Raw genomic sequence first — 25,992 nt, forward strand, 5'->3', positions numbered from 1 at the left:
ACCTCAATGCACGCCGAGTAGGGCGTAATCGAGCGCCAGCCCAGCAAATACTGCCGCACCGAACCAGGTGTTGTGCAGGAAGGCCTTGAAGCACAGGGCGCGGTCACGTGTCCTGATCAGGGTGTAGTGATAGACAGCAATACCGGCTGCGAGCGCGAGTCCGAGATTGAAGTACAGACCACGCTGGAATAGCCAGCCAACCCAAGCGAGCAAGCCGATCGTTGCCGCGTAGCACAGCATCACCGCCGCCACATCAAAGCGACCGAAGGTGATGGCGGAGGTCTTGATGCCAATCTTCTGGTCATCAGGTCGATCAACCATCGCATACTCGGTATCGTAGGCGACCGACCAGAAGACGTTGGCCAACAACAGCCACCAGGCAACGACAGGCACTTCGTTCCACAGGGCGGCGAATGCCATCGGAACACCGAATCCGAACGCCACCCCGAGGTAGGCCTGCGGAATCGCGAAAAAGCGCTTCGTAAACGGATAGCTGGCAGCAAGAAAGACCGCCGGCACGGACATGTACCAGACCAGCCGCTCCAAGGGCAGGATCAAACAGAACGACAGTGCCGCCAGCACGGCCGCCAGCAGCAGCGCCTCAGTTGTACCGATGGCGCCAGTCGCCAGAGGGCGCTGCGCAGTGCGCTCCACATGCCCGTCGAAGTCGCGATCGGCATAGTCATTGATGACACAACCTGCCGAGCGCATCAGCACGGTACCAAGCACGAAGATCCATACAACCCAAAGACTCGGCTTGCCCGCGCCAGCGAACCACAGACCCCACAGGGTAGGCCACAGCAGCAGCAGAATCCCTATCGGCTTATCGAGCCGCATCAGGCGCTCATACGTCCGCAGGCGTTCGTAAATCGTCATTTGAATAGCCTCGCCAGGGTCGGAAGGAAGACCTCGGTCACCAAGATCGGGCGGCCGGCACGCTTGAACACACTGCGCCGCGCCCAAAGAGCCTCGCTCGACGCGATACCGCTGGCCGCCACGGCGCGCTGCCAGCGCCGGTCGCGCGGATCAAGCAGTTTGAGGCGCAGCGGGCCGCGGCGGACCGACTGATCTGCAAACAGTACCGCCCCGAGTGGCCGTGTTCCCAGACCGGCGACCAAATGCCAAGCGCCGCGCAGATGCTGTGGCAGCACGACCGAATGTGCGAACACGACGGGCACGCCGTCGGCACACAGCAGCACTTCGCGCACGAGCGCCGATGCATGCCAGCGCACACCGATCAATCGGCGCTCGTCGGGCAGCGGCAAGCCGAGCCGCTGCTGCTGCACGCGGACCTCGAAGTCAGTGCAGCGAGCGCGGATACGTGCGGTCAGCGACCCCCTGCCGGTGAGCCAGGCTCGCATCTCGGTACGCGGGACACAGGGGGTGTTCGCCAGCCAGCGCTCGTGACGCGGGTGACGCAAGGTTCTTGGCATCATGCTGGGCGCGGATGATACCCGGATGAGCGCGGTTTCATCCTGTTTCAGATCCGCGAAAGGAGGCTTGGAGGTGCATGCTAAACTCCGCCGCATCCTAGGACGCACGCCCATTCAGACACCGACAAGGGGGCCACGATGGACCTGATTGCCCATATCGCTCAGCAGTTTGAAGACAGCGCCAACGCCAAGATCGCGGCGGTTGACGCGATGGCAGCCCCGATCGCTGGCGCGATCGAAGCAATGACCCACGCGCTGATGAACGGCGGAAAAATCCTCGCGTGCGGCAACGGCGGCTCTGCGGCCGATTGCCAGCACTTCGCCGCCGAACTGATCGGCCGTTTCGAGCGCGAGCGCCCGGAACTCGCTGCCGTTGCGCTGACGACGGACACATCGGCGATCACTGCGATTGCGAACGACTACTCGTACGAACAGATTTTCGCCAAGCAGGTCCGTGGCCTCGGCCAGGCGGGTGACGTACTGCTCGCGATCTCCACCTCGGGCAATTCCGGCAACGTGATGGCGGCGATCGAAGCGGCACATCAGCGCGACATCCGTGTCGTCGCCCTGACCGGCAAAGGCGGCGGCAAGATCGGCGCGATGCTGCGCGATGGTGATGTGCATCTGTGCGTGCCGCACGACCGCACCGCACGCATCCAGGAAGTCCACATCCTCGCGATCCATTGCATCTGCGACGGCATCGACTGCCTGCTTTTGGGATCCGAGGCATGAGGCTGCGCAACATCGCGTTGGCGCTAGCGATGGCGGCCTCGCTGCCCGCCTGCGTACCCATGGTCGTCACCGGCGCCGCCGTCGGCGTCACGGCGACGATGGATCGGCGCTCCTACGGCGTACAGGTGGAAGACTCTACGATCGAGGCGAAGGCCTCGTCGGCAATCAGTACGAAGCTCGGGCCGACGGCTCGCGTGTCGGTCACCAGCTTCAACCGCGTCGTGCTGCTGAGTGGCGAAGTGCCTGACGAAGCGGCAAAGGCCGAAGCGGAACGGCAACTGCGTGCATTGCCCTATCAGATCAGAACGGTCTACAACGAGCTCACGATCGGCCCCCGCTCCAGTTTCTCGCAGCAGAGCGGCGATGCGCTGACGACGTCCAAGGTCAAGGCGCGTCTGGTCGAAACGAAGGAAATCTCGTCCACGCAGGTCAAGGTGGTGACCGAATCCGGCGTTGCCTATCTGATGGGCATCGTCTCGCCGCGCGAGCAGGAAGTCGCCACTTTCGTTGGCACCACGACGACCGGCGTGCGCAAGGTCGTGCGCCTGTTCGAAGTCATGACGCCGGAACAGATCCGCCAGCTCGATGTGGTTCAGGAATCGCTGAACAGCAGCATGCCGGCGCCAGCGAAGCCCGCTCAGTAGCCGTATCGCGACTCGCGGCCGTTTATTGGTCGCTCCCATCACGGGCCGCTTCTGCGGCCCGTTTTCATTGGTACCGCCGCAACCTCAAACGCCGCCATTTGACCTTCACTGCCACACAATCTAGAATGCGAACCATTCCTATTCATGTTGCCGCATCCAATCTGTGAAGACGGGCTTGTGGCAATGCTCTCCGCGGGACTAGGCTATGTATGTGTGTGTCTGCAATGCCGTCACTGAGCGGCAAGTCCAGCAAGCCGCCGGCAACGGTGCGCGTCGTCTGCGCGACTTGAGCGCGACGCTGGGCGTGGCCACACAATGCGGCCGTTGCGCGCAGCATGCCTTGGCGTGCCTGCGCGATTGCCATGCCTGCCCCAACGCGCAAGCCCCTGCGCAAGAACGGAGAGCCCTACATGAAAGGCGACAAGAAGGTCATCCAGCTGCTCAACAAGCAGCTTAAGCACGAACTCACCGCCATCAACCAGTATTTCCTGCACGCCCGGATCTACAAGAACTGGGGCTTCGAGCGGCTCGGCTCGCACGAGTATCACGAGTCGATCGAGGAGATGAAGCACGCCGACAAGCTGATCGAGCGCATCCTGATGATCGAGGGCCTGCCCAATCTTCAGGACCTCGGCAAGCTGATGATCGGCGAGAACGTCGTCGAGTGCATGCAGGGCGACCTGAAACTGGAGCAGACCGCGCACGGCGACCTGAAGGACGCGATCGCCCACTGCGAGTCGGTGCGTGACTACGTGTCGCGCGACATCCTGCAGGAGATCCTCGACGACACCGAGGAGCACATCGACTACCTCGAAACCCAACTCGAACTGGTCGAGAAGGTCGGCCTGCAGAACTACCTTCAGTCGCAGATGAAGCCGGCGGATTCCTGATTCGCCTCGCGGCTCAAGCAAGCGCCCCGCCCCGTGCGGGGCGTTTTCGTTTCGGCGCGCACCCGGTTAAGCCGCGCTTAATGCAGCGCTTCCAGCATGGCTTGCGTCCCGGCGTCAGACCGGGCGAAAAGCCCCCGAAACCTGGAGGAAGCGCAATGCCAACACCCTGCAAGATCCGTCGCACCCTGTTCGCCGCAGCGATGGCGCTACCGCTCGCACTGAGCAGCCTGCCGGCCTTCGCGTCGGAACACGACGAACACAAGGAACACAGCGCCGCTGTATCGCTGCGCGCACCCGATGGCAGCAAGTGGCCGACCGACGCAACGCTGCGCCAAGGCATGAGTACGATTGCGGGCACGTTGCAGCCGCACTGGCAGGCAATCCAGAAACATGGGCTGCCGCACGAAACCTATCTGACGATCGCCGGCCGCATCGAGGGTGAAATCGCCAACACCGTCAGCCGTTGCCAGTTGCCGAAGGATGCTGACCACGCCTTTCACCAGATCCTCGGCGACATGAATTACGCCCTTGGCCTGATGCGCGGCGCAAAGCCTGATCTGCAACGCGCCGGCGCACTTGCCCTGGCGCAGGCGCTGCGCAACTACGGCGACAACTTCGAGCACCCGGGCTGGCGTGCGCCGCGCTGAGCCGGCTCAGTCGAGCTTCGGATAGCCGGTGACGCGCTGGATCTCGGCGTACAGCGGCGCGAGGCGCTCGTACATGTGGCGGTAGACACGCGAGTACAGCGCCTCGTACAGCTCAGCATTGGCGCGGATCGGCTCGAAGGTCTGCGCCACGCGGGTCATCGCCGCCACCGCGGTATCGAAATCGCGGTGCAGGCCAAGCCCGACCGCGCAATCGATCGCCGCACCAAGACCGGAGGTCTCGTAGGTGTGCGGGCGTGAGGTCGGCAAGTTGAAGATGTCGGCGGTCAGCTGCATCGCCGCGTCGGACTGAGAACCACCGCCCGACACCCGCAGCTCACGGATCGCGACGCCGCCACGTTTTTCGATGCGCTCACGCCCGTCCCGCAGTGCATAGGCCAGGCCTTCGAGGATCGCGCGGTACAGATGCGCCTTGGTATGCACATCACCGAAGCCGATCACCGCGCCCTTGGCGTCCGGCCCCGGATGGCGGATACCCGGCGACCAGAAGGGCTGCAGCATCAGGCCCATGGAGCCGGGCGGCACGGTGCCGACCATCTCGTCGAACAGCGATTCGGGCACGATGCCGGCCTGCTCGGCGGCAAGCTGCTCGGCCTGTCCGAACTGTTCCTTGAACCAGCGCACCATCCAGTAGCCGCGGAAGATCTGCACCTCGCTGCTGTACTGGCCGGGCACCGCCGCGGGGTACGGCGGCACCCAGGGCAGCGCTTCGAAGTAGCGCGCGGTGGTGACGTTCACCGTGGCCGTGGTGCCGTAGGACAGCGCGCCCACCTCCGGCGTCAGTGCGCCGGCGCCGAGGATCTCGCAGGCCTTGTCCGCCGCCGCCGCGATCACCGGCAGGCCTTCCGGGATGCCCGTCGCTATGGCCGCCGTGCGGCTCACCTGCCCCAGCAGGGCGCCGACCGGCAGCAGTTCGGGCAGCAGTTCCGGCGCAATCGCCAACGCCTGCCACTTCCAGTCCCACCCGCGCGCCCAGGCTTGGCGCTTGAAGTCGAAGGGCAGGTAGCCGACCTGCGCACCGATCGAATCGACATAGCGACCGGTGAGCCGGAAGTTGAGCCAGCCCGACAGCAGCAGGAACTTGTGGGTCTTCGCCCACAGCGCGGGCTCGCGCTCAGCAAACCAGTTGGCCTCCGCCTCGCGCTGGAAGTAGCGGATCGTGTCGGCGACGCCGGCCGCCTTGAAGGCCGCCCGCCACCAGGGCGCGATCGTCGGCAGCCGTTGTGCCTTGCGCTGGTCGAGCCAGATCAGCGCCGGATGCAGTGGCCGACCCTCGCGGTCGATCGGCATCACCGTGCCGCGCTGGGTGGTTACCGCGACGCCGCGTACCGCGGGCTTCAGGTGTGCGTGCGAGGCCCACAGCTGCAGGCAGGCCTGCGCGGTCGCCGCCCAGAAGCCCTCGGGGTCGTGCTCCAGCCAGCCGGGCTCGCGCGCGACGTAATCGTCGAAGCGCACCTGCGCCTTGGCGACCAGATTGCCGCGAAGGTCGAACAGCAGCGCGCGCACGCTTTGCGTGCCGCAATCCAGCGAGAGCAACAGATCGTCGGGTTTCGCTTGGGTCATGACGCGGATCTTGCGGTAGCCGGCAGCGCGTAGCAACGCGCGATGAGGTCGCGGTAGCGGGTGAGCTCCTGCGCCCAGCGCGCGTCGTCCCAGCCCAGCTCCTGCGACGCGATCTGCCGCACGCGCGGCAGGATAGCGGCGGCACCGTCGCGCAGCAGCAGGCCGAGCCGGGTGCGGCGCAGCAGCAGATCGTCGAGATGCCGCACCTGCTCGCGGCGCGCCGCATGGCGCAGTTCCGCCCACACGGTGGCGGTACCGGCAAGCGTTTCCAGTTCGCCTGGCTGCGCCGCGGCCACCAGCTCGACCGCGGCGCAGCCGTAGCGGGCGACGAGGCGTTCGCGCAGCGGTGCGGGCAAGGCCGCGAGTGCCGCCGAAACGGGCGGCGCGGCGAACACCGGGCGGCCGTCATGCGCGGCAGCCGGCAGGCGAGGCGCGAGACGCGCCAGCGCATCGCGGGCAATCGCGCGGAAGGTGGTCAGCTTACCGCCGGTCACCGTCAGCAGGCCGGCTTCGTCGAGCAGCAGGTGGTCACGCGTTTCCTTCGACGGATCGGCATGGCCGCTGGCGACGACTGGACGAACGCCGGCGTAGGCCGACAGTACATCCGCGTCGGTCAATTCCAGCGCCGGGAACTGCCAGGCCAGCGCCTCGAACAGGTAGTCCGCCTCGGCGCGCGTGATGCCGGGCTCCTGCGCCAGATCCTCGCGGTGATCTGCGTCGGTGGTGCCGACCAAAGCGGCCCCTTCCCACGGGTAGGTGAACACCGGCCGGCCGTCGCGCGGATGCATGAAGGCGATCGCTTGCGCCAGCGGCAGGCGCCACAGCGGGAACAGCAGGTGGCTACCACGCAGCGGGCGCAGTCTCGGCGCCGCGCCCATGCTGCCGCGCAGGCTGTCGGCCCAGGCGCCAGTGGCGTTGACGACGCTGCGGGCGCGCAACTCGCACGCCTTGCCCTGCTCGCCGCGCAGCAGGGCGCCGCAGACGCCGCCGTCGTCGCGCAGCAGCGATTCGACGCGTGTGTAGTTCACGAGCCGCGCGCCGTGCGCACGCGCCTCCTGCAGCACGCGCAAGACCAGCCGCGCGTCGTCGGTCTTCGCGTCGAGATAGGTGGTGGCGCCACGCAGGCCGGTTCTGCCGACATGGGGCGCCAGCCACGCCGCCGGGTCGGCAGCGTGGTAGCAACGGGTACGGACGCCAGCGAAGGCGTCATAGACGGCCAGCCCGGCGCCAAGCAGCCAGCGGCCCTGCGCGCGGCCAGCGTAATGCGCCATGAAGAAGGGCTGCGGCTCGACCAGGCCGGGGAGGTCGCGCATCAGTGCGGCGCGCGCGTGCACCGATTCGCGGGTGAGCCCGGGCTTACCTTCCTTCAGGTAGCGCAGACCGCCATGCACCAGCTTGGATGAGCGCGATGAGGAGCCCCAGGCGAAATCGCGGGTCTCCACCAATATCACCGACAGGCCGCGCCGCGCTGCCTCCAGTGCGATGCCGGCACCAGTGATGCCCCCGCCGATGACCAGCAGGTCACAATCAGTCGTCACGGTCACGCGTCGCCGAGCAGGTTGCCGGGCGCCATCACGCCTTGCGGATCGAAATGCCGCTGCGCGGCTGCGAGCGCGGCCAGCCCGGCCTCGCCCTTCTCAGCCGAGAGCCACGGCGCATGGTCCTTGCCAACGCCGTGCTGGTGGCTGATCGTGCCGCCGTGCGCGACGATCGCCGCCGACGCCGCACGCTTCAGGGCCTGCCAGCGCGCGAAGCTGGTGTCGAAATCCGGCCCGACGCGGAACACGAAGGTCGAATAGACGCTGGAGCCCTGCGGGTAGACATGCGACAAGTGGGTGTAGCAGTGGGTGCGTTCGCCGAATGCCGCCAGCGCGTCGCGCCCAGCCGCCTCGATCGCCGCCATCATCGGCGCGACCCGCGGCCAGTCGCAGGCCGTTTCCATGGTGTCGACCGCGTAACCGGCGGCCCACAGGCTGTTGCGCAGATAGACGCCGCGGAAGCGGTTGGCACGCCACTTGTCGCCCAGCAGCGTGCCGGTCGAAACGCCGCCGTGGGCAGCGATGATGGCCTTGGCTTGGCGCTGCATCGCGCCGACCTGCGCCTTGTTACCGGTGAAGCCTGCGAAAAGCAGGCATTTTTCCGACCCGGCGCCGCACAGCGCGAGGTAGCGCTCCAGCCAGCCGATCGCGCGCGCGTGGCCGGCGAGCTTCAGCGTGGTCAGCGTCTCGATCGGGTTCGCAAGCCGCAGCATCGACAGGCCCACGCGCGCCTGCGCCAGCGCCTGCACCGCGGCCTGCGCACGCGCCCAGTCCGGGAAGAACACGCCGATGAACTGTTCGCGTTCGGGCAGCCGGGTCACGCGCACGGTCGCCTCGGTCAGCACGCCAAATCGGCCCTCCGAACCCAGCACCCATTCGCGCAGGTCCGGCCCGGCGGCGGAGGCCGGGAAGGTCGGCAGATCGAGCGGCCCCAGCGGCGTCTCCAGATGGCCGCCGGCGAACAACTGTTCGATGCGGCCGAATCGGGAAGACTGCTGGCCGGAGGATCGCGTGACGATCCAGCCGCCCAGTGTTGAATACTCGAAGCTCTGCGGGAAGTGCCCCAGGGTGTAGCCATGGGCGCGCAACTGCGCTTCCAGATCCGGCCCCAGCACGCCGGCCTCGAAGCTGGCGAGCTGGGCGGCGCGGTCAAGGTGGGTGAGCCGCATCATGCGGGTCAGGTTCAGCGTCAGCACCGGTTTGTCACCCGCCGGGCTCAGATGCCCGACCACCGAGGTCGCGCCACCGCAGGGCAGCACGGCCACGCCCTGCCGCGCCGCCCGATCGAGCAGCTCGCGCACCGCCTCGCGGCTCTCGGGGAAGGCGACGCCATCGGTCACCCGTCCCAGCACGCCGAAGCGCAGCCGCAGCCAGTCGGCACAGGATTGACCAAAGCTCGCCGCAAGCCGTGCGGCGGGCGAAACGTCGATCAGTGGATGCGGCGGCAAGCGGCCCGGCTGTGCCGCCACCTGCGCCAGCGCCGCCTCGTAAGCCGCATCGACAGGGGTGGCGCCCGGCCCGACCGCTTCACGCAGGAAGGCGAGCGCCTCGGGTTTGAGGGGCTGATCGATGGCGGTATCGCCCCAGCCGTTCCAGCGTCGCATCTGTAATACTCCCGTCCCCGAGTCTTCAATTGCCGGTGGATTCTCCGCACGCCCCCACACCGTGGCTTGTCGGCCGCCGACACAAGGATTGTCTGAAGATGACAGAGCACGCCCGACCGACGACCACAGCCGCCGCGCCGATTCCGAACCTCGCCTTTGCGCGCGTCGTTGGCCCCTATGCACAAACCGCCATCGACACCGCAGCCGAGCAGGGCGTGTCGCCCGCACGGCTTGCCGTAGAGCTCGGGCTTCCCGCCGAATCGCTCGCACCGGCCACCGAAAACCTCAGCGTCGAGCGTTACATCCGGCTGCTGGATACGGCCTCGGCACTGTGCGGTGACCCGCTCTTCGGCCTGCATGTCGGCGAACGCACGCGGCTGTCGACCTTCGCGGTCTACGGCCTGGTGCTGTGCTCCTGCCGCAACTTCCGCGCCGCCACCGAGCAGACACGCCGCTTCGAGGGCCTCGCGCACGACCTGGGCCGCTCGCGCATCGAGGAACATGGGGCCGTCGCTCACTACGTGTGGGAGTCACCGTGGCTGGCCGCCCTGCCCTGCCGCCACCTGCCGGAAAGCGTGATGGCCGGCATCCTGAGCTTCGCGAACTGGCTCGCGCATACCCGGGTGCCGGTGATCGACGTGGCCTTCGCACACCCGGCGCCGGATGCCTCGCTGATTCCGGCCTACGAGCAGTTCTTCGGCGCGCAGGTGCGCTTCGATGCGCCACAGACCTGCGCGCGATTCCCGGCCGAAATCCTCGACTGGCCGGTGCCGAATGCGGATGTGAGCCTGTTCCCGGTGCTGGCTCGGCATGCCGAGCAACTGCTCGCCGCGCGCGAGCGAGAGGCACGCCAGCCCGAGATCATCAACGCAGTGCGCGAGCAGATCGTTGCGCTGCTGGCGCACGACTGCGCGCGGCTCGCGGACGTGGCCGACGCGCTGGCCTGCACGCCGCGCACGCTGCAACGCAAGCTTGCGGATGCGGGCACCAGCTACCAGGCCGTGCTGGACGCAACGCGGCGCGAGCTGGCCGAGCAGTACCTGCGCGAACCCGGCATGACGATGACTGAAGTCGCTTTCCTGCTCGGCTACCGCGAGCAGAGTTCGTTCAACCACGCCTTCCGCGACTGGTACGGCACCACGCCGGCGGCCTGGCGGGAACGGGCGCGTAGCACCGGCTGACAGGTCGCCTCGACACAATCAGTTGCCGACCTGGCGCAAGTTCCGCCCCCGGGGGCCGGAGTAGGATGCGGGTTTTCGCTCTCACAAGGAGACAGCCCGTGAACATCCGCCTGATCGCCGCGACCGCGCTGGCACTGTCGGCCACCGTCGCCCATGCCGACCCGGTCACTATCAATCCGCCGCCCAAGCACGAGTGCAAGCAACCGACCCCACTGGGCATGGAACCGTCCAACGCGCAGATCAAGAGCTACAACAAGGCTTTCGACGCCTACAAGGCGTGCATGGAAACCTATATCAAGGACCGCCAGGCTGCCGCAAACAAGATCGGCGATCTGTACAAGGCCGAAGTTGAAGCAGGCAATGCCGCGATCAAGGAATTCAACGACTGGGCGAACACCGTCAAGTCGGACAAGGACAAGTAAGCACCGCAGCCGTGCCGAAACGCAAAAGGCCACCGCAGGGTGGCCTTTTCATTTGCCGGCGCAGCGTTCAAGCCGCTTCGAGCTTCGCCATGCCCAGCATCAGCCACTTCATGCCATGGGCGCCGCCGAAGTTGATCTGCACTTTCGCATCCCCGCCGCTGCCTTCGGCCGACACGATCACGCCTTCGCCGAACTTGGCGTGGCGCACCAGCTGGCCGATGCGAAAACCGCCGAGGTCGCGTGACGGCGCCGCAGCGCTGCGGGGCGGCGTGCGGTGGGCCGACTCCTGCGAGGGTTCGTAGTAGCGCGCTGCGCTCTGCCGCGGCGTCAGCCACTTGATCAGTTGCGGCGGGATCTCGTCGATGAAGCGCGACTTCAGCGAATAGCGCGTCTGGCCGTGCAGCATGCGGCTCTGCGCCAGCGTGAGGTACAGGCGTTTCCTCGCGCGCGTCACCGCGACATACATCAGGCGTCGTTCTTCCTCCAGGCCGTCGATTTCCTGGATGCTGTTCTCGTGCGGGAACAGGCCTTCCTCGACGCCGGTCAGGAACACCGCATCGAACTCCAGGCCCTTGGCGGCATGCACCGTCATCAGCTGGATCGCCTCCTGCCCCGCGTCGGCCTGGTGCTCGCCCGCTTCCAGCGAGGCGTGCGCGAGAAAGCCGCTGAGCGTCGGGTCTTCGGCTTCCGAAATGAAGTTCGCGCCGGCGTTCAGCAGTTCGTCGAGGTTGGAGAGGCGTTCTTCGCCTTCGCGCTCAGCGCGGTAATGCGCACGCAGGCCAGAGTGCTCCAGCACATGGTCGATCACTTCCGGCAGCGGCAGTTCGCGCGTCGCCTGGCGCATGTCTTCGATCAGGCGCACGAACACTGCAAGCGAGGCTGCTGGCCGGCCGGCGAGATGCGGCACCGTTGCGTAGAGGCTGGTGTTGTAGGTGCGCGCCGAGTCGGCCAGCAGCTCCAGCGAGCGGGCGCCGATGCCCCGCGTGGGAAAGTTCACCACGCGCGCAAACGCGGTGTCGTCGTCGGCGTTGGCGATCAGGCGCAGGTAGGCCAGCGCGTGCTTGATCTCCTGCCGCTCGAAGAAGCGCAGGCCGCCATACACGCGGTACGGAATGCCGGTGGAAAAGAGCTGATGCTCCAGCACCCGCGACTGCGCATTGCTGCGGTAGAGCAGCGCGATGTCGGATCGCGCCGCGCCGTCGCGGATCAGCGACTGGATCTCTTCCACGATCCAGCGCGCCTCGTCCATGTCGGTGAGCGCTTCGTGGAGCCGGATCGGCTCGCCCGCGCCGGCCTCGGTCCACAGGTTCTTGCCGAGGCGCCGGCTGTTGTTCGCGATGATCGCGTTGGCCGCGTCGAGGATGTTGCCGTGCGAGCGGTAGTTCTGCTCCAGCCGGATCACGCTCTTGACCGCGAATTCGCGCTCGAAGTCGCGCATGTTGCCAACGTCCGCACCGCGGAAGGCGTAGATCGACTGATCGTCGTCGCCCACCGCGAACACCGCTGCCGGCGCCGGGCCACCGTGGCCGGCGAGCAATTTGAGCCACAGGTACTGCAGGCGGTTCGTGTCTTGGAACTCGTCCACTAGGATGTGGCGGAAGCGGCTCTGGTAGTGCGCGCGCAGCGGCTCGTTGCGGGTCAGCAACTCGTAGGCGCGCAGCAGCAACTCGGCGAAGTCGACCACGCCTTCCTTCTGGCACTGGCGCTCGTACTCGGCATACAGCGCGACTTTCTTGCGCGTCCAGTCGTCCCACGCTTCCGCCGCATCCGCGCGCAGGCCGGCTTCCTTGTTGCCGTTGATGAAGTGCTGCAGATCGCGCGGCGGGTACTTCTCATCATCGACGTTCAGTGCCTTCAACAGCCGCTTGATCGCCGCAAGCTGATCCGCCGAATCGAGGATCTGGAAGGTCTCCGGCAGGCCGGCATCGCGGTAGTGCGCGCGCAGCAGCCGGTTGCACAAGCCGTGGAAGGTGCCGATCCACATGCCACGGGTGTTGATCGGCAGCATCGCCGACAGCCGCGCCAGCATCTCCTTCGCCGCCTTGTTGGTGAAGGTCACCCCCAGCAAACCGTGCGGCGTGGTCTGCCCGGTCGAGATCAGCCACGCGATGCGGGTCGTCAGCACCCGCGTCTTGCCCGACCCGGCCCCGGCAAGAATCAGCGCCGGCTGCGGCGGCAGCGTCACGGCGGCGAGCTGTTCAGGGTTCAGGTTGTCGAGAAGCGAAGTCATGGGGTGCGGCCGGGCAGGAAAGCCGACATTGTACCGGCCCGCTCCGGGCCGACTGTCCCGGGACAGGGCACGCCGGCAGCGCTACGCTTCTCACCATGGACACGCGCCCCCACCCCTTCACCCGCAGCGCCGCCAGCGCGCTCGCTTTCGACGCCCTGCTCGCAATCTGGAACGAGGCCTACCGCGGCTACTTCGTACCCTTCCAGTTCGACGAAACCATGCTGCGCCGGCATCTCGCGCTCGGCAGCGTCAACCTCGATCGCTCCTGCGTCTGGTACGACGGCGACACGCCGATGGCGGTGGCGCTCGCGGGGGTGCGCGACACGCGGGCCTGGCTGGGCGGCTGGGGCATCGCACCGGACTGGCGCGGCCAGCGGCATTCGCTGCCGCTGGTGCGGGATTTCATGCAGCTACAGGTGTCCGCCGGCGCGAGCACGATCCAGCTCGAAGCGCTGGAGCAGAACTGGGCGCTGCGCACCTATACAGCCGCCGGCTTCGTCGACACGCGACGCCTGCTGGTGCTCGAAGGGGTGCTGACCAGCACGCCGCGCGCCGGCCACCGCCCCGCGTTCGAAGCCGCATTGGCAGCACTCGCCACCCTTCCACGCGCCCCCGCCTGCTGGCAGCGCGACCTGCCGGCGCTGCGCGCGCAGCCCGACCTGGTGCCCGTAGGCGTCGGCCCCGACACCGCGCCCACTGGCGTCGCCCTCACCCGAATCGACGGCGACTGGCTGCGCATCATCGACATCGCCTGCACCCCGGCGGCGACCGCCCCCCTGCTCGCCGCCCTCGCCGCGGCGGCGGATGGGCGCCGCCTGCGTGTGGTCAACGAGCCCGACGGGCCGCTAGCCGAGACTCTCAGCGCGGCCGGGCTTGCGGTCGTGAACGTGCAGCGGGAAATGCGCTGGAGCCTGGGGTGATTGCATCGCGCGGCTCCGGTTGGGCGAGTTAGCCGCACGCGTAACCCACATTTCCCGAGACTTAGCCCGCTCAACCGCCAGATTCGCTCGGGTGCGCCGTCGACGTCCCTGCCCTTCAGGGCATCCGCGGCCATAAGGGTGGCCGTGGCAATCAGTTGGGCTTCGCGAAACTCAGCCCAAGCGCCGGGACTTTCTACGCGATGCCCTGGCGCTACGGACCTACTGGGTGGCATGGGATCCGGCCCGGAAGCCAAGGGCCCGACGACGACGTTGGGCTTCAATCGCCGTTGGCGTCTTTCGCGGATGCGCAAGTGCTGATGAGCAGCGGCGCAAGAAGGGGCGCAATGCGAGGTTTCATTGGTTGTTCTCCGTTCGGCTACGGCGGAGCATTCTCGAACGCCGCCAATTCGCAAAACTCGCTATCCCGAGCGAGCCCGTTGGATCATGTCGATGACGGCGGGTGATGCATGCGTGGGGATAAGTTCCACATCAGGGTGCGCTGTGGCGAACACGCGAAACACTTCGTCGGCGAAGGCTTGCCCAATCTCGGTGACGCCGGAGAAGTCAAGAATCACGATCTTGAATCGTTCAAACCTCAAGACCAAGCGCTTTGCCTGACTCCGCGATACAAGCGTTTCCCCTTCGTGCCTCGCCAATCTGACAGGCACAATCGTTTTCGCAAAGCTGAATTCGTCGGGTGCAGCAAACCGATCAAAGACCTCTTTTGTCGTTCGTGGCGAGTCGTTTGCGATCGACATGTCCACCAGCGTACCGTTTGATTGGAATTTTGGGCGCTCTGATAGCACGTCATCCTGCCCGTCGTCGTGCGCGAGAAGAAGGTCGCGCGAGCGAATCAGGAAGTGATCAAACACTCGTGACGTGAAGAAAACGCCCTCTCCGCTATGTCTGGTTGGGTCGGTCGTGAGCTTGCCTTTTGCGAGTTCAAGGATTGCTTCCCGCGCGTCGTAAAGGCCCATCAGCCGTTGGATTCGATGAAAAATGCCTTCGCCGTCATCGCTAATAACCATTCCGCAATTCAAGGCGTTCCGCCAGAAATCGACAACTAAGGATGTGCCTTCTGAATGATCGATTGCGTTATTGACCATCTCTGTCATGCCGTAATGCCAAATGCTTCTGACGTTATCAGGCAAATCGGCAATCAAAGGGGCAACAGTCTCGCGAAACACGATGTCTTCACTTAGGTCCTTAAGATCAAAGGTCCACCGACGCTTGATGGTTGTCTTGAGCCAATAGCGACGCCCCGCTCCAGTGCCCGTTGCGACAACTAGGTCGTCGTCGACCATCTTGCGGAGGCGAGCAGATACCGTCTGCCGAGAGAGTCCCATCGTCTTTGCGAGCCGAGATACAAACCCGGCATTGATCCCATCGCGCTCGACGTGTTCGAGAAGTTCCTTGGTCTTTGTGTCCATGCGTTGATAGTAAAGTGTTTTTCCTTCGATGGTAAAGAAATTGGTTGTTAATCGTAAAGATAGTTGCAGGCAATGGTAAACCGCGCCCACCGTCTGGCGGACTTCAGGTTGCCCGGGCACCAAGCGCCACGGACGTTTTGCCGCGAAATCAGTTGCCCGCGCGCTGGTGTTGCGTCGGTTCGCCAAACAGCTCGGTAGGTTGGGCTGAGCGCAGCGAAGCCCAACGCTTCGGCTCGCGATGGGCCACGCCGCCTTGCTCCGGATTTTCCGGTCAAGCCGGGTCCCGCCCCGGCGGGCGTGTTACTTCTTTTGCTTCGTCAAAAGAAGTAACCAAGAAAAGACGACCCGGCCTTCGCGGTCAGGTGCTGCGCACCTGACTTCCCTCGCGTGCTCGCGAAGTCGGGCGGCTGCGGAACTCGGCCCTGCGGGCCTCAGACAGTCCTCGCCGTCGGCGCTGCGCGCCGATCCCCCGCCCCCGCTGCGCCACTCGGCGCTCTCGACGGGGCCCAAAGTCAAAACCATCGACGTTTCTCCGTGCATCGCGCATTCGCAGCCTGGATGCAGCGCAGCGGAATCCGGCGTCATCGCAAGTCGTTCATTCGCACATCGCGGAGAAGCACAACGGTTGAACATCGACGCTTTTCCAACCCCCTCTGAAACGCCGAGCAGCGCAGAAGCATCGGGTTCCGACACGCGCAGCGTGGCGGTGGCGAGCACTGTTCGAGCTCCGAGCGTAGCGAGGGCGAGTTGCGCAGCCACCCGATGATTCGAGCAGCGCTGGGAACCCCTTGCGCAGCAAGGGGCGTTGAAGCGGGGGCCGCTTCTTTGGTTCCTTTCTTGTCGGCACAAGAAAGGAACCCGCCCGCCGGGGCGGGACCCGGCTTCAGCGGCACTGCGGTCGCAACGCGACACCGCCAATCTCAAGCGCTCTCTAGCCTTCCGCCTCGCGCGGCAGGCCGGCCTTTTCCAGCGCCGCCAGCAGCCGCTCCTGCCAGTCGCGGCGATAGAGGCTCACGGCGAGGTAGCGCGCCGGCGCGCGGGCGAAGGCCGGGTTGATCGCCAGCGTGCTGCTGAGGCTACGGCGTGCTGCGAACAGTTCGCCGCACTCGGCGAGGCTGACGGTCTGCACCAGGCCGCCCCAGAAGTTGCTCGCGAGCAGGTCTTGTGACACGGCCGCCAGGGCGCCTGCGTAGTCGCCGCGAAACCAGGCGAGCAAGGCGAGGCCGACGCCGATCACCGGTGACGCATCGCCCGGCGATTGGGCACATTCGGCCAGCAAGGCCTCGGCACGTTCGGCCTCGCCGAGCATGATCAGCTTGACCGCGGCAATCGCCCGCGCGGAATGACCGGTCTGGTTCAGGCGCACGCTGCGCTCGATCGCTTGCAGCGCGCGATCGTTCTGCCCGAGTGCGATGCAGGCATTGGTCAGTGCCGCCAGCGCGTGCTGGCTTTCGGGTTCGAGTCGTACGGCCTCGGTGGCGTGATCCAAGGCGCGTTGCATTGCATCGTGGTCCGCCTCGCCGAGCAGGAAGGCGTCGTGCAGCGCTTTGGACAGCGCCGCCCGCGCCGCCGCAAATGCCGGCTGCGCGGTGACCAGCGCCTCCAGCGATGCCCGCGCTTCGCGCTGCCATGCTGAATCGTTCAGACGCCGCATGTGCTCGGTATTGAAGCGCGCGACGATCGCCTCCGGCGACGACGCCTCCGCTCCGTCCGCAGCACCGCCGAGCGCTCGGAACATCTCGCCGACGTTCGGATCGGCGATGCGGTTGACGATGCGTCGCGCCAGTTCGTCTTCCAGCGCGAACAGGTCACCGGCGGCCTCGGTATACGTGTCGGCCCACACCTGCAGCCCCTGCAGGCGATCTTCAAGCTGCACCGCAACGCGAAGCCGCTGGCTGTCGCCACGCACGTTCGCGCTCAGCAGGAAGCGGGCGCTGGCTGCGTCTTCGAGCTCGGGCGACAGCACGTAGACGTCATCCAGACGATTCAGGAGCGCCGCCAACTGGTGCGCAAGGCCGCCCGCGAAGTCATCGGCCACGCCACCCGGCGGCTGGCCGGTACAGCGGATCACGACGGATGCGCGGCCAAGCAGGGGCAGGCCATCCTGTGCGGGCGAGGGCTCGTCGCTGACGAGCGTTTCGAGTGCGCTGCAGAACTGTGGCTGGTAGTTGCCCTTCGCGAGCTCAACCCGCAGCGAATCCTTGCGCCCGGCAGTGAGGTAGTAGTGCTCGAGCGCGCGCCGCAGCTTGCCCATCTCGATGCGCACGATCGGGTCAACGAGCGGATCGAAGTCGACACCGCGGCCGAGAAACTCGCTGGCGATGTAGAAGCCCTTGAGGCGCTCACCTCGCCCCGCGAGCGTTTCATTCGTGAGGAACTCAAGCAGGCGGCGGCTGCGTTGCGAGGCCACGAAGCCCTCGCTGGCGGCGATGGCTGCGACCTGCTGACGGATCTGCTCGTGCGAGAAATGCATGCGGCCCCCAGGTTGGATCGGGCAAGTTCTGCTGCGGATGATGCCTCAACGCCGTGGCGCGCCAAGCCGGCCACATCAACAGATCGGGGCGGAGATTTACGGTAAATCACTCTGGCGGCCACGTCGCGCTGACCAGAATGCGCCGCATGCAACCGACTGGAAGACATGCAATGCGCACCGACCGTCCCCGCCCCACCCAATTGCTGGTATTCGCCGGCACGCCACAACGCCTGGGTATCAGCACCGAGCAGCTGTCCCAGCTATACCAGGACCGACCCGCCTTCCGCACCCTGTGGGATGACTATGTGCTGGCCCAGCTGGGCCTCAAGTACTGGATCAGCGACAACAGCGCCAAGGCCGAATCGCGCCGCTTCGAATACCTGCAGACGCTCGGCGAACTGGAATCGGAGATCCGCGCTTACCTGCGCCACGCGTGGGACATCACACGCAACGCCTGTTCGGCACAGCCCGACGAGGTGCCGGCGCAGATCCTCGAAACGCTGCGCACCGATCATGGGCTCGCGGGGCCGGCCGTGTATTTCGCGCCGCTGCTGCCGCTGGTCGAGATCGCGTGGCTGGATCGCAGCCCCAGCGACCGCGTCATCGAATTCCTGCTCACCAGTGGCGAATACCTGTGCAAGCGTCTGAGCGATCTTGCCAGCGGGCTTGAGGTCCTGCCGACACGATATCTGCTGGCCTTCACAGGCCGCTTCATGTGCGCCGGGCACCGGCCACCCGAACTTCAGCGCCTCGCCAGCCTCGGCCGCGCCTACCTCAAGGGCCACAGTAACTCGCGCCTGGTGCACGGCCGCGAGCGGCTGTTGTGGCGCTGCGCCTATCAGATTGCGCACAGCAATGCGGACGGCCGCCCGAACTGGGCGCAGTGGTACCGATTGCTCGACCTGCTGCCCCGCGAAACCAACGGACTCGAATCCGGAACCCTCGCACGCACCCCGCTTCCTGCACTGCTGGCCGATCTTGAACGCGCCAGCGTCAACGGATGAACCCCGTCTTACCCCCTCGATAAGGAAGGACCCTGTCATGCACACCAAAGCCAAGCTCGCAATCATCGCCCTGCTGCTGACCTCGACCGCCGCCAACGCACAGGCCGCCAGCACGCAGCCGCCGGCAAAAGGCAGCACCTATCGCGACACCGCCCACATCACCGAGATCCGCATCCTGACCCAGCGCGTCAATCAACCGCAGCAGATCTGCAACCAGGTACCGGGTGCGCCGGCGCAGGCCAAGGCACAGCCCAAGCATCCGTACGGCCGTGCGGTGATCGGCAGCGTGGCGGGCGGCCTGATCGGGCATACGGCCGGCGAGGGCTCGGGCAAGGATGTGGCCACCGCCAGTGGCGCAGTGATCGGCGCGATGGTCGGCGAACACATGCAGAAGCAGGCGGCCGCCGCACAAGCGCAAGCCCAGGCGCCGACCATGGTGACGCAGTGCTACTACGTCGATAGCTGGGTCGAGCGCCAGAGCGGCGCGATCGTCACCTACACCTGGCACGGCCGCACGATGTCGGAAACCCTGCCCTACGTGCCCACCTTCCACGCCGGCGACGACGTGCAGCTGAGCGTGACCACCGCGCTCGGCGGCCATGCGTGATGCCGGCGCGCTTACCGTAAATCACTGCCGCGTCGTCAGGGGACTTCGCAGAATGCAGTCCATCAAGTCCGCCGCGGCAGGCGTCGCGGCAGACACCCAAAGCCCCTGACTTCCAGAAAGGAAATCATCATGAAACGGCAAACCCTCAAGGCAATCCTCTCCGTCATCGCCATGGCCGTCATGGCACACGAAGCGATGGCGCTAGCCGCCACGACGCATCCTGCGCAGAACCTCAGCCGCTACAGCCGCGTACAGCTCGACACCGTCGACGTCACGGTGCCCGGAGACGGCCGCTGGGACGGCGTCAGCGAGGCGCAGCGTCAGCAGGCCGTGGCGCTCACCCGCGAGAGCTTCGGCCGCGCCACGTCCGGTAACGCCACGCAGCCCGCACCGGCGGCGAACGACACCCTGCGCCTGAGCCTGACGGTGGAAGACGTCAAACCCGCCAACACCACCCGCTCGGTCATCAGCCACCTCACGCCGATCGGCCTCGTCGCGAACCTGGGCAAGAGCGTTGCAGGCACTGGGGCCTCACGCAGCATGGGTTCGGTCACCATCGTCGGCGAACTGCGCGACGCCCGCAGCGGCGCGCTGGTCGCCTCGTTCCGCACCCAAGCCACCCCTGACCCGATGAATCTGGACGCCGTCTTCAGCCAGGACGCCGCAATGAAGGCCGCCATCGACCGCAGCGCCGCCGATTTCAGCAAGGCGCTCGGCAAAGCCCGCGAGGGTGAAAACCCCTGCGCCAGCACGACCGACTGCCGCCTGATGGTGCTGCCCTCCGCTGCCGGCTGAGCCCTGCCGGCCCGCGAACCCCGCCGCGCTTGCGCTGGCACAAACCAGTGCCAGGCAAGCCACGTCAGGCTACATGGCGGTGTGTCACGGCAGCTGAACCTCGTACAAATCACTCAGGGTCTCTCATGAAAGCCACCAACGCATTCCTGTCGGCACTGCTTGCCGGCCCCGTCATCGCCGCCGGGCTCGGCGGCTGCAAGGCGCCGGAGGCCCCCAAAGCGGGCACACCCGAAGTCGTGGTCGAAACGGTGGTGCGACGCAACGTCGCCATCGAAGCGACCTATCCGGCCCAGACCATGGGCTCGCGCGAAGTGGAGGTGCGCCCCCGCTTGACCGGCATCCTGCTCAAGCGCAGCTATCGCGAAGGCCACACCGTCACCGAAGGGCAACAGCTGTACCAGATCGATCCGGCGGAGTTCAAGACCGCGCTGGACCAGGCCGAATCGCAGTACGCACAGCAGAAGGCGGTGCTCGACAAGGCGCGCCGAGATCTCGCCCGCGTCGAACCGCTACTGAAGGAAAGGGCCGTCGCACAGAAGGATGTCGATGACGCCCGCTCGGCGATGGAACAGGCGCAGGCCGCACTGCTCACCGCGCAGGCCAACGTTACCAAGGCGCGCCTGAATCTCGACTACACCCGCGTCGCGTCGCCGGTGTCGGGCATCGCGAGTCTGTCGCTGATGTCGGAAGGTTCGCTGGTCAACGGCCCGAACTCGCTGCCGACCAAGGTGGTGCAGATCGACCCGATGTACGTGATGTTCAGCCTGCCCGAGCGCGAGCGACTCTACTTCGAGCGCAAGCGCGCCGCCGGCATGCTCGATCTGCCACAACGGGCACCGCTCGAAGTGCAGCTCACCCTGGCCGACGGCACGGTGTTCCCGGTGTCCGGGCGTCTGAATTTTTCCGACACGCTGATTTCGACTTCCACCGGCACGCTGCAGTTGCGCGCCGAATTGCCCAACCCCAAGGCACAGCTGCTGCCCGGCCAGTTCGTGAAGGTGTCGATCAAGGGCATCGAAGCGAAGGACGCGATCGTGATCCCGCAGAAGGCCGTCGGCACCTCCGCGCACGGCCAGTTCGTCTACGTCGTCGACAAGGACGGCGTGGCCCACAGCCGCCCGGTCGAAACCGCCGGCACGCAGGGCGACCGCTTCTTCATCAGCAAGGGGCTGGATGCCGGCGACAAAGTCGTCGTCGAAGGGCTCGCCAAGGTGCGCGCCGACAAGCCGGTCAAGCTGGTTCCGCCGAACCAGCCGGTGGCCGTTGCGCGCTGAGGAACGACGATGATTTCCAGAACCTTCATCGACCGCCCGATCCTCGCATCGGTGCTGTCCATCCTGATCATGCTGGCCGGCGCGGCGGCGATCTTCAACCTGCCGATCGCGCAGTTCCCGGACATCACGCCGCCGGTCGTCTCGGTCACCGCGCAGTACAGCGGCGCGAATGCCGACACCTTGCAGAAGACCGTCGCCGCGCCGATCGAGGACAAGGTCAACGGCGTGGAGAACATGATCTACATGGAATCCACCAGTGCCGCCAACGGCACGATGACGCTGAACGTCTACTTCGACATCGGCACCGACCCGGACCAGGCCGCGACCAACGTCAACAACCGGGTGCAGACCGCCCTGCCGGTGCTGCCGGACAGCGTGAAGCAGAACGGCGTGATCGTGCAGAAGAAGTCCACGAACATGCTGCAGATCGTCACCCTGTCGTCGCCCGAGGGGAAGTACGACACGGTGTTCCTCTCCAACTACGCCTACCTGAACGTGGTCAACGCACTCAAGCGCCTGCCCGGCGTGGGCGACGCCACCATTCTCGGCGCGCAGGACTACGCGATGCGCGTGTGGCTCAAACCCGACCGCCTCGCCGAGCTGAAGATGACCACCGCCGACGTGGTGCAGGCGATCAAGGAGCAGAACGCGCAGTTCGCGGTCGGCAAGATCGGCGACACGCCCAACGACGGCAGCCCGCAATTCACCTACACGATGAGCGCCCAGGGCCGCATGACCGACCCGGAGGCCTTCGAGAACATCATCCTGCGCGCCAATCCGGATGGCTCGAACGTGCGCATCCGCGACGTCGCCCGCGTCGAGCTCGGCGCGCGCGACTATTCGATGTCCGGCACGCTCAACGGCGAGCCGGGTGTGATGGTCGCAACCTACCTGCAGCCCGGCGCCAATGCGCTGGACGTGGCCAACGCGGTGAAGGCCACGATGGCGCAGCTGGCGACCAGCTTCCCCGAAGGCGTGAGCTACAGCGTGCCCTACGACACCACGCCCTTCGTGAAGGCCTCGATCCACGAAGTGGTGAAGACCCTGCTCGAAGCGATCGTGCTGGTCTTCCTCGTGGTCTTCCTGTTCCTGCAGAACTTCCGCGCCACGTTGATCCCCTGCATCGCGGTGCCGGTGTCGCTGGTCGGCACCTTCGCCGGCATGTACCTGCTCGGCTTCTCGATCAACACGCTGACGCTGTTCGGCCTGGTGCTGGCGATCGGCATCGTCGTCGACGACGCGATCGTGGTGCTGGAGAACGTCGAGCGGATCATGCGCGACGAGCATCTGCCACCGCGCGAAGCCACGCTGCGCGCGATGCAGGAAGTCACCGGCCCGGTCGTCGCGATCGTGCTGGTGCTGTGCGCGGTGTTCGTGCCGGTCGGCTTCCTCGGCGGCCTCACCGGTCAGCTCTACAAGCAGTTCGCGATCACGATCGCGGTGTCGGTCACGATCTCCGGCTTCGTCGCGCTGACGCTCACCCCGGCGCTGTGCGCGCTGCTGCTCAAGCCCGGCCACACCGAGCCGGCGGCGGTCTTCCGCTGGTTCAATCGCCTGTTCGACAAGGCCACCGAGCGCTTCGGCGCCGCGGTCGCCGCGATCATCCGCCGCTGGGCGCTGGCGCTGCTGTGCGCCGGCGGTGTGCTGCTGATGCTCGGCGGCCTGGTGAAGACGGTGCCGACCGCGCTGATTCCGCCGGAAGACCAGGGCTACTATCTCGCCACCGTACAGCTTCCGGACGCCGCCTCGCTCGCGCGCACGAAGCAGGTCGCCGCACAGGCGGGTGACGCCGCCAAGGGCTTCGAAGGCAATGCGGATGTGGTGGTGCTCTCCGGCCACGACATCCTCACCGGCAACCTGAAGACGTCCGCCGCGACGGTGTTCTCGGTGATGAAGCCGTGGGAGGAACGCGGCGTCGCGCTCAACATCCGCAACGCGATCTACGACTTCATGCACGGCACGCAAGGCAACCGCGAAGCCATGATCCTCGGCTTCAACCCGCCGCCGATTCCGGGCCTGGGCACCACCGGCGGCGCCGAGTTCTACATCCAGAACCGCGGCGAAGGCGACATCCAGCAGCTCGCCAAGGTTACGCAGGACTTCATCACCAAGGCCGGCCAGCAGCCGGAACTCACCGGCGTCACCACACTGATGCGCGCCAACGTGCCGCAGATTTATGTGGATGTGAATCGCGACCGCGCCAAGGCGCTGGGTGTGCCGATCAACAGCATCTTCGACGCGTTGCAGGCCACCTTCGGCAGCCTCTATGTGAACGACTTCAACAAGTTCGGCCAGACCTACCGCGTGCTGCTGCAGTCCGAAGCGGATGCCCGCATGCGGCCGGAGCACGTAGGCAAGGTGTATGTGCGTTCGAGTGGCGGCCAGATGATTCCGCTCGGCGCGGTCGCCGACGTGCGCCAGATCAGCGGGCCGGAGATCATCAACCGCTTCAACGGCTTCATGGGCGCGAAGCTCATGGCCAACCCGGCGGCGGGGCACAGCTCGGGCGAGGCGATTGCCGCCATCGAGCGCGTCGCCAAGGAAGTGCTGCCCGAACGCTACGCGCTGGCCTGGACCGGCACCGCCTTCCAGGAAAAGCGCGCCGGCAGCGCCGCCACGCTGGCCTTCGCGTTCGGCCTGGTGGTGGTGTTCCTGATCCTCGCCGCGCAGTACGAAAGCTGGAAGCTGCCGCTGGTGGTGGTGACCGCCGTGCCCTTCGCGATCTTCGGCGCCTTCGCCGCGGTGTGGCTGCGCGGGCTCAACTGCGACATCTACTTCCAGATCGGCCTCATCACGCTGATCGGGCTGGCCGCGAAGAACGCGATCCTGATCGTCGAGTTCGCGCACCAGCTCCACCAGCAGGGCCACAGTGCCCGCGACGCCGCGCTGCTGGCCGCGCGCCTGCGCTTCCGCCCGATCGTGATGACCTCGATGGCCTTCATCCTCGGCGTGGTGCCGCTCGCGATCAGCTTGGGCGCCGGCGCCAACAGCCAGCACTCGATCGGCACCGGCGTCATCGGCGGCATGCTCGCCGCCACCTTCCTCGCCGTGCTGTTCGTTCCGATGTTCTTTTCCCTGGTGTCCGGCAAGGGCGCAGCCAAGCAGCCCGCCGCCGCGACGAAGGAGCATGACCATGCGTAAGACAAGCTTTGCGATCCTGCCGCTGCTGCTGAGCCTCACCGCCTGCAACATGGCCCCGGTGTATCTGCGCCCGGATGTGGAAGCCCCCCCGCAATGGGGCCAGGCCGAGCACACCGGCGCCCGCAGCGAGGCCGCTGTGCCCAGCGAATGGTGGAAGCTCTTCGGCGACGACGCGCTGAACCAGTTGATCGACAGCGCGCTCGCCGAGAACAAGGACATGAAGGTCGCCTACGCCCGCATCGAGCAGGCCCGCGCGCAACTGGGCATCACCGATGCGCAGCGCTACCCGCAGGTCACCGGCGGCCTCAGCGACCAGCACACGATGCGCAGCGCCGAAGCCGCGCCGCGGTTGCCGGGCGACCGGCACGGCGAAGACATCAAGGCGACCATCGGCGTGTCCTACGAGCTGGACCTGTGGGGCCGCCTGCGCAACGCCAGCGACGCCGCGCGCGAGAAACTGCTGTCCAGCGAATACAGCCAGCAGGCGCTGCGCATCTCGCTCGAATCGCAGGTCGCCACTGCCTACTTCAAATTGCTCGCGCTCGACCGCCAGCTCGAAATCGCCCGCATCAACCTCGCCACGCAAGAGCAAACCCAGCACATGACGCAGCGGCGCTTCGAAGGCGGCGTGGCCTCGGGCTACGACTACGCCCAGGCGCGTGCGCAGACGCAGCAGACCCGCACCACGATCCCGGATCTGGAGCGCCAGATCACGCTGCAGGAAAACGCCTTGAGCATCCTGCTCGGCCGCAACCCGGGGCCGGTGCCGCGCGGTCGCGGCATCGACACGCTGACCGCCGATCTCGACATCCCCGCCGGCCTGCCCTCGCAGCTGCTCGAACGCCGGCCGGATGTGCTCGCCGCCGAAGCCCAGCTGCGCGCCGCCAACGCCAACATCGGCGCCGCGCGCGCCGCCTTCTTCCCCAAGATCTCGCTCACCGGCGCCACCGGCTACGAGAGCAGCGACCTGCACAAGCTGGGCGACCCCGGCAGCGCGTTGTGGAGCCTCGCCGCCGGCCTCGCGCAACCGATCTTCATGGGCGGCCAGCTGAAAAACCAGCTGCGCCAGGCCGAGGCCAGCGAGCGCGAAATGGTCGCCAACTACCAGAAGACCGTGCAGACCGCATTCCGCGAAACCGAAGACGGCCTCGTGAATCTGCGCAAGACGCGCGAGCAGGTCGACGGCAAACGCCAGCGCGCCACCGCACTCGGCGAAGCGCAGCACATCTCCTTCCTGCGCTACCAGGAGGGACTCACCAGCTTCATGGATGTCCTCGACGCCGAACGCAACCAACTGCAGGCGGAGCTCGACGTCGTGAACCTGCAGAACCAGCAACTGGCCTATACGGTCAGCCTGTTCGCAGCGCTGGGCGGGGGGTGGGAAGCCGTGCAGTGAGCATCACTCCGCTGGCGCAGTGCGCCGAGAGCCTGCCCAGCGGCAATCGG

Annotated in this window: 22 protein-coding genes; 14 read left to right on the forward strand and 8 right to left on the reverse strand. The window is 66.5% G+C overall.

Annotated features, from left to right (window positions below; all coding sequences use genetic code 11):
* Positions 1-3: 3 nt before the first annotated feature.
* Positions 4-876: a 4-hydroxybenzoate octaprenyltransferase gene (gene ubiA / locus ACE3P0_RS05800; protein ID WP_374400793.1), complete on the reverse strand. Its 873-nt coding sequence runs from the start codon at positions 874-876 to the stop codon at positions 4-6.
* A complete protein-coding gene (locus ACE3P0_RS05805; RefSeq protein ID WP_374400795.1) occupies positions 873-1,547 on the reverse strand; it encodes a chorismate lyase in 675 nt (224 codons plus the stop codon). Before ACE3P0_RS05805 ends, ubiA begins: the two co-directional genes overlap by 4 nt.
* A 24-nt stretch (positions 1,548-1,571) precedes the next feature.
* Here ACE3P0_RS05805 and ACE3P0_RS05810 point away from each other — a divergent pair, with 24 nt between their 5' ends.
* The 5 genes from ACE3P0_RS05810 to ACE3P0_RS05830 all read left to right on the forward strand — a co-directional run bounded on the left by ACE3P0_RS05810 (position 1,572) and on the right by ACE3P0_RS05830 (position 4,346).
* Entirely contained in the window at positions 1,572-2,165 is a 594-nt protein-coding gene (locus ACE3P0_RS05810) for a phosphoheptose isomerase (RefSeq protein ID WP_172204554.1), read from the forward strand.
* Positions 2,162-2,809 (forward strand): BON domain-containing protein, encoded by a 648-nt coding sequence (locus ACE3P0_RS05815; RefSeq protein WP_374400797.1) that lies wholly within the window; start codon positions 2,162-2,164, stop codon positions 2,807-2,809. The genes ACE3P0_RS05810 and ACE3P0_RS05815 overlap by 4 nt, the downstream gene beginning before the upstream one ends.
* A 205-nt stretch (positions 2,810-3,014) precedes the next feature.
* A complete protein-coding gene (locus tag ACE3P0_RS05820) occupies positions 3,015-3,266 on the forward strand; it encodes a (2Fe-2S)-binding protein (protein ID WP_374400799.1) in 252 nt (83 codons plus the stop codon).
* Entirely contained in the window at positions 3,220-3,699 is a 480-nt protein-coding gene (bfr, locus tag ACE3P0_RS05825; protein ID WP_374400801.1) for a bacterioferritin, read from the forward strand. The genes ACE3P0_RS05820 and bfr overlap by 47 nt, the downstream gene beginning before the upstream one ends.
* A 155-nt stretch (positions 3,700-3,854) precedes the next feature.
* Positions 3,855-4,346: a hypothetical protein gene (locus tag ACE3P0_RS05830; protein ID WP_374400803.1), complete on the forward strand. Its 492-nt coding sequence runs from the start codon at positions 3,855-3,857 to the stop codon at positions 4,344-4,346.
* Between the two features lie 6 nt (positions 4,347-4,352).
* Here ACE3P0_RS05830 and ACE3P0_RS05835 read toward each other — a convergent pair whose 3' ends face one another.
* The 3 genes from ACE3P0_RS05835 to ACE3P0_RS05845 are packed head-to-tail and all read right to left on the reverse strand — an operon-like array spanning position 4,353 to position 9,069.
* Entirely contained in the window at positions 4,353-5,927 is a 1,575-nt protein-coding gene (locus ACE3P0_RS05835) for an FGGY-family carbohydrate kinase (RefSeq protein ID WP_374400805.1), read from the reverse strand.
* Complete coding sequence (locus tag ACE3P0_RS05840; RefSeq protein WP_374400807.1) at positions 5,924-7,465, reverse strand: glycerol-3-phosphate dehydrogenase/oxidase; 1,542 nt, start codon at positions 7,463-7,465, stop codon at positions 5,924-5,926. Before ACE3P0_RS05840 ends, ACE3P0_RS05835 begins: the two co-directional genes overlap by 4 nt.
* A gap of 2 nt (positions 7,466-7,467) precedes the next feature.
* Positions 7,468-9,069: an FAD-binding oxidoreductase gene (locus ACE3P0_RS05845; RefSeq protein WP_374400809.1), complete on the reverse strand. Its 1,602-nt coding sequence runs from the start codon at positions 9,067-9,069 to the stop codon at positions 7,468-7,470.
* 98 nt (positions 9,070-9,167) lie between these two features.
* On the opposite strand from ACE3P0_RS05845, the gene ACE3P0_RS05850 reads away from it, so the two are divergent.
* Positions 9,168-10,250: an AraC family transcriptional regulator gene (locus ACE3P0_RS05850; RefSeq protein WP_374400811.1), complete on the forward strand. Its 1,083-nt coding sequence runs from the start codon at positions 9,168-9,170 to the stop codon at positions 10,248-10,250.
* 98 nt (positions 10,251-10,348) lie between these two features.
* On the forward strand, positions 10,349-10,672 hold the full coding sequence (locus ACE3P0_RS05855) for a hypothetical protein (protein ID WP_374400813.1): 324 nt from the start codon (positions 10,349-10,351) through the stop codon (positions 10,670-10,672).
* Between the two features lie 67 nt (positions 10,673-10,739).
* Here ACE3P0_RS05855 and ACE3P0_RS05860 read toward each other — a convergent pair whose 3' ends face one another.
* Positions 10,740-12,902 carry a 3'-5' exonuclease gene (locus ACE3P0_RS05860; RefSeq protein WP_374400814.1) on the reverse strand — a complete coding sequence of 721 codons (2,163 nt, stop codon included), beginning with the start codon at positions 12,900-12,902 and terminating at the stop codon, positions 10,740-10,742.
* A 95-nt stretch (positions 12,903-12,997) separates the two neighbouring features.
* On the opposite strand from ACE3P0_RS05860, the gene ACE3P0_RS05865 reads away from it, so the two are divergent.
* Positions 12,998-13,822 (forward strand): GNAT family N-acetyltransferase, encoded by an 825-nt coding sequence (locus ACE3P0_RS05865; protein WP_374400816.1) that lies wholly within the window; start codon positions 12,998-13,000, stop codon positions 13,820-13,822.
* A 419-nt stretch (positions 13,823-14,241) separates the two neighbouring features.
* Here the strand turns inward: ACE3P0_RS05865 and ACE3P0_RS05870 are convergent, their stop codons facing one another.
* Positions 14,242-15,438, reverse strand: coding sequence for an STAS-like domain-containing protein (locus ACE3P0_RS05870; RefSeq protein ID WP_374400818.1), 1,197 nt, complete (start codon positions 15,436-15,438; stop codon positions 14,242-14,244).
* Positions 15,439-16,183: 745 nt separating this feature from the next.
* A complete protein-coding gene (locus ACE3P0_RS05875; protein WP_374400820.1) occupies positions 16,184-17,725 on the reverse strand; it encodes a hypothetical protein in 1,542 nt (513 codons plus the stop codon).
* Positions 17,726-17,895: 170 nt separating this feature from the next.
* Between ACE3P0_RS05875 and ACE3P0_RS05880 the strand changes: the two genes are divergently transcribed.
* From ACE3P0_RS05880 to ACE3P0_RS05905, 6 genes are all read left to right on the forward strand, one after another.
* Positions 17,896-18,729 (forward strand): hypothetical protein, encoded by an 834-nt coding sequence (locus tag ACE3P0_RS05880; RefSeq protein WP_374400822.1) that lies wholly within the window; start codon positions 17,896-17,898, stop codon positions 18,727-18,729.
* A gap of 37 nt (positions 18,730-18,766) precedes the next feature.
* The gene (locus ACE3P0_RS05885) at positions 18,767-19,336 is read left to right on the forward strand and encodes a glycine zipper 2TM domain-containing protein (protein ID WP_374400824.1); all 570 of its coding nucleotides are present in this window, start codon (positions 18,767-18,769) and stop codon (positions 19,334-19,336) included.
* Positions 19,337-19,465: 129 nt separating this feature from the next.
* A complete protein-coding gene (locus ACE3P0_RS05890; protein ID WP_374400826.1) occupies positions 19,466-20,131 on the forward strand; it encodes a DUF3313 family protein in 666 nt (221 codons plus the stop codon).
* A gap of 125 nt (positions 20,132-20,256) precedes the next feature.
* On the forward strand, positions 20,257-21,405 hold the full coding sequence (locus tag ACE3P0_RS05895; protein ID WP_374400828.1) for an efflux RND transporter periplasmic adaptor subunit: 1,149 nt from the start codon (positions 20,257-20,259) through the stop codon (positions 21,403-21,405).
* 9 nt (positions 21,406-21,414) lie between these two features.
* Positions 21,415-24,546 carry an efflux RND transporter permease subunit gene (locus tag ACE3P0_RS05900; protein WP_374400829.1) on the forward strand — a complete coding sequence of 1,044 codons (3,132 nt, stop codon included), beginning with the start codon at positions 21,415-21,417 and terminating at the stop codon, positions 24,544-24,546.
* Positions 24,539-25,942 carry an efflux transporter outer membrane subunit gene (locus ACE3P0_RS05905; protein ID WP_374400831.1) on the forward strand — a complete coding sequence of 468 codons (1,404 nt, stop codon included), beginning with the start codon at positions 24,539-24,541 and terminating at the stop codon, positions 25,940-25,942. The genes ACE3P0_RS05900 and ACE3P0_RS05905 overlap by 8 nt, the downstream gene beginning before the upstream one ends.
* Positions 25,943-25,992: the final 50 nt, after the last annotated feature.

Origin of the sequence: Niveibacterium sp., assembly GCF_041909475.1 — a bacterium.
GTDB lineage: Bacteria > Pseudomonadota > Gammaproteobacteria > Burkholderiales > Rhodocyclaceae > Niveibacterium.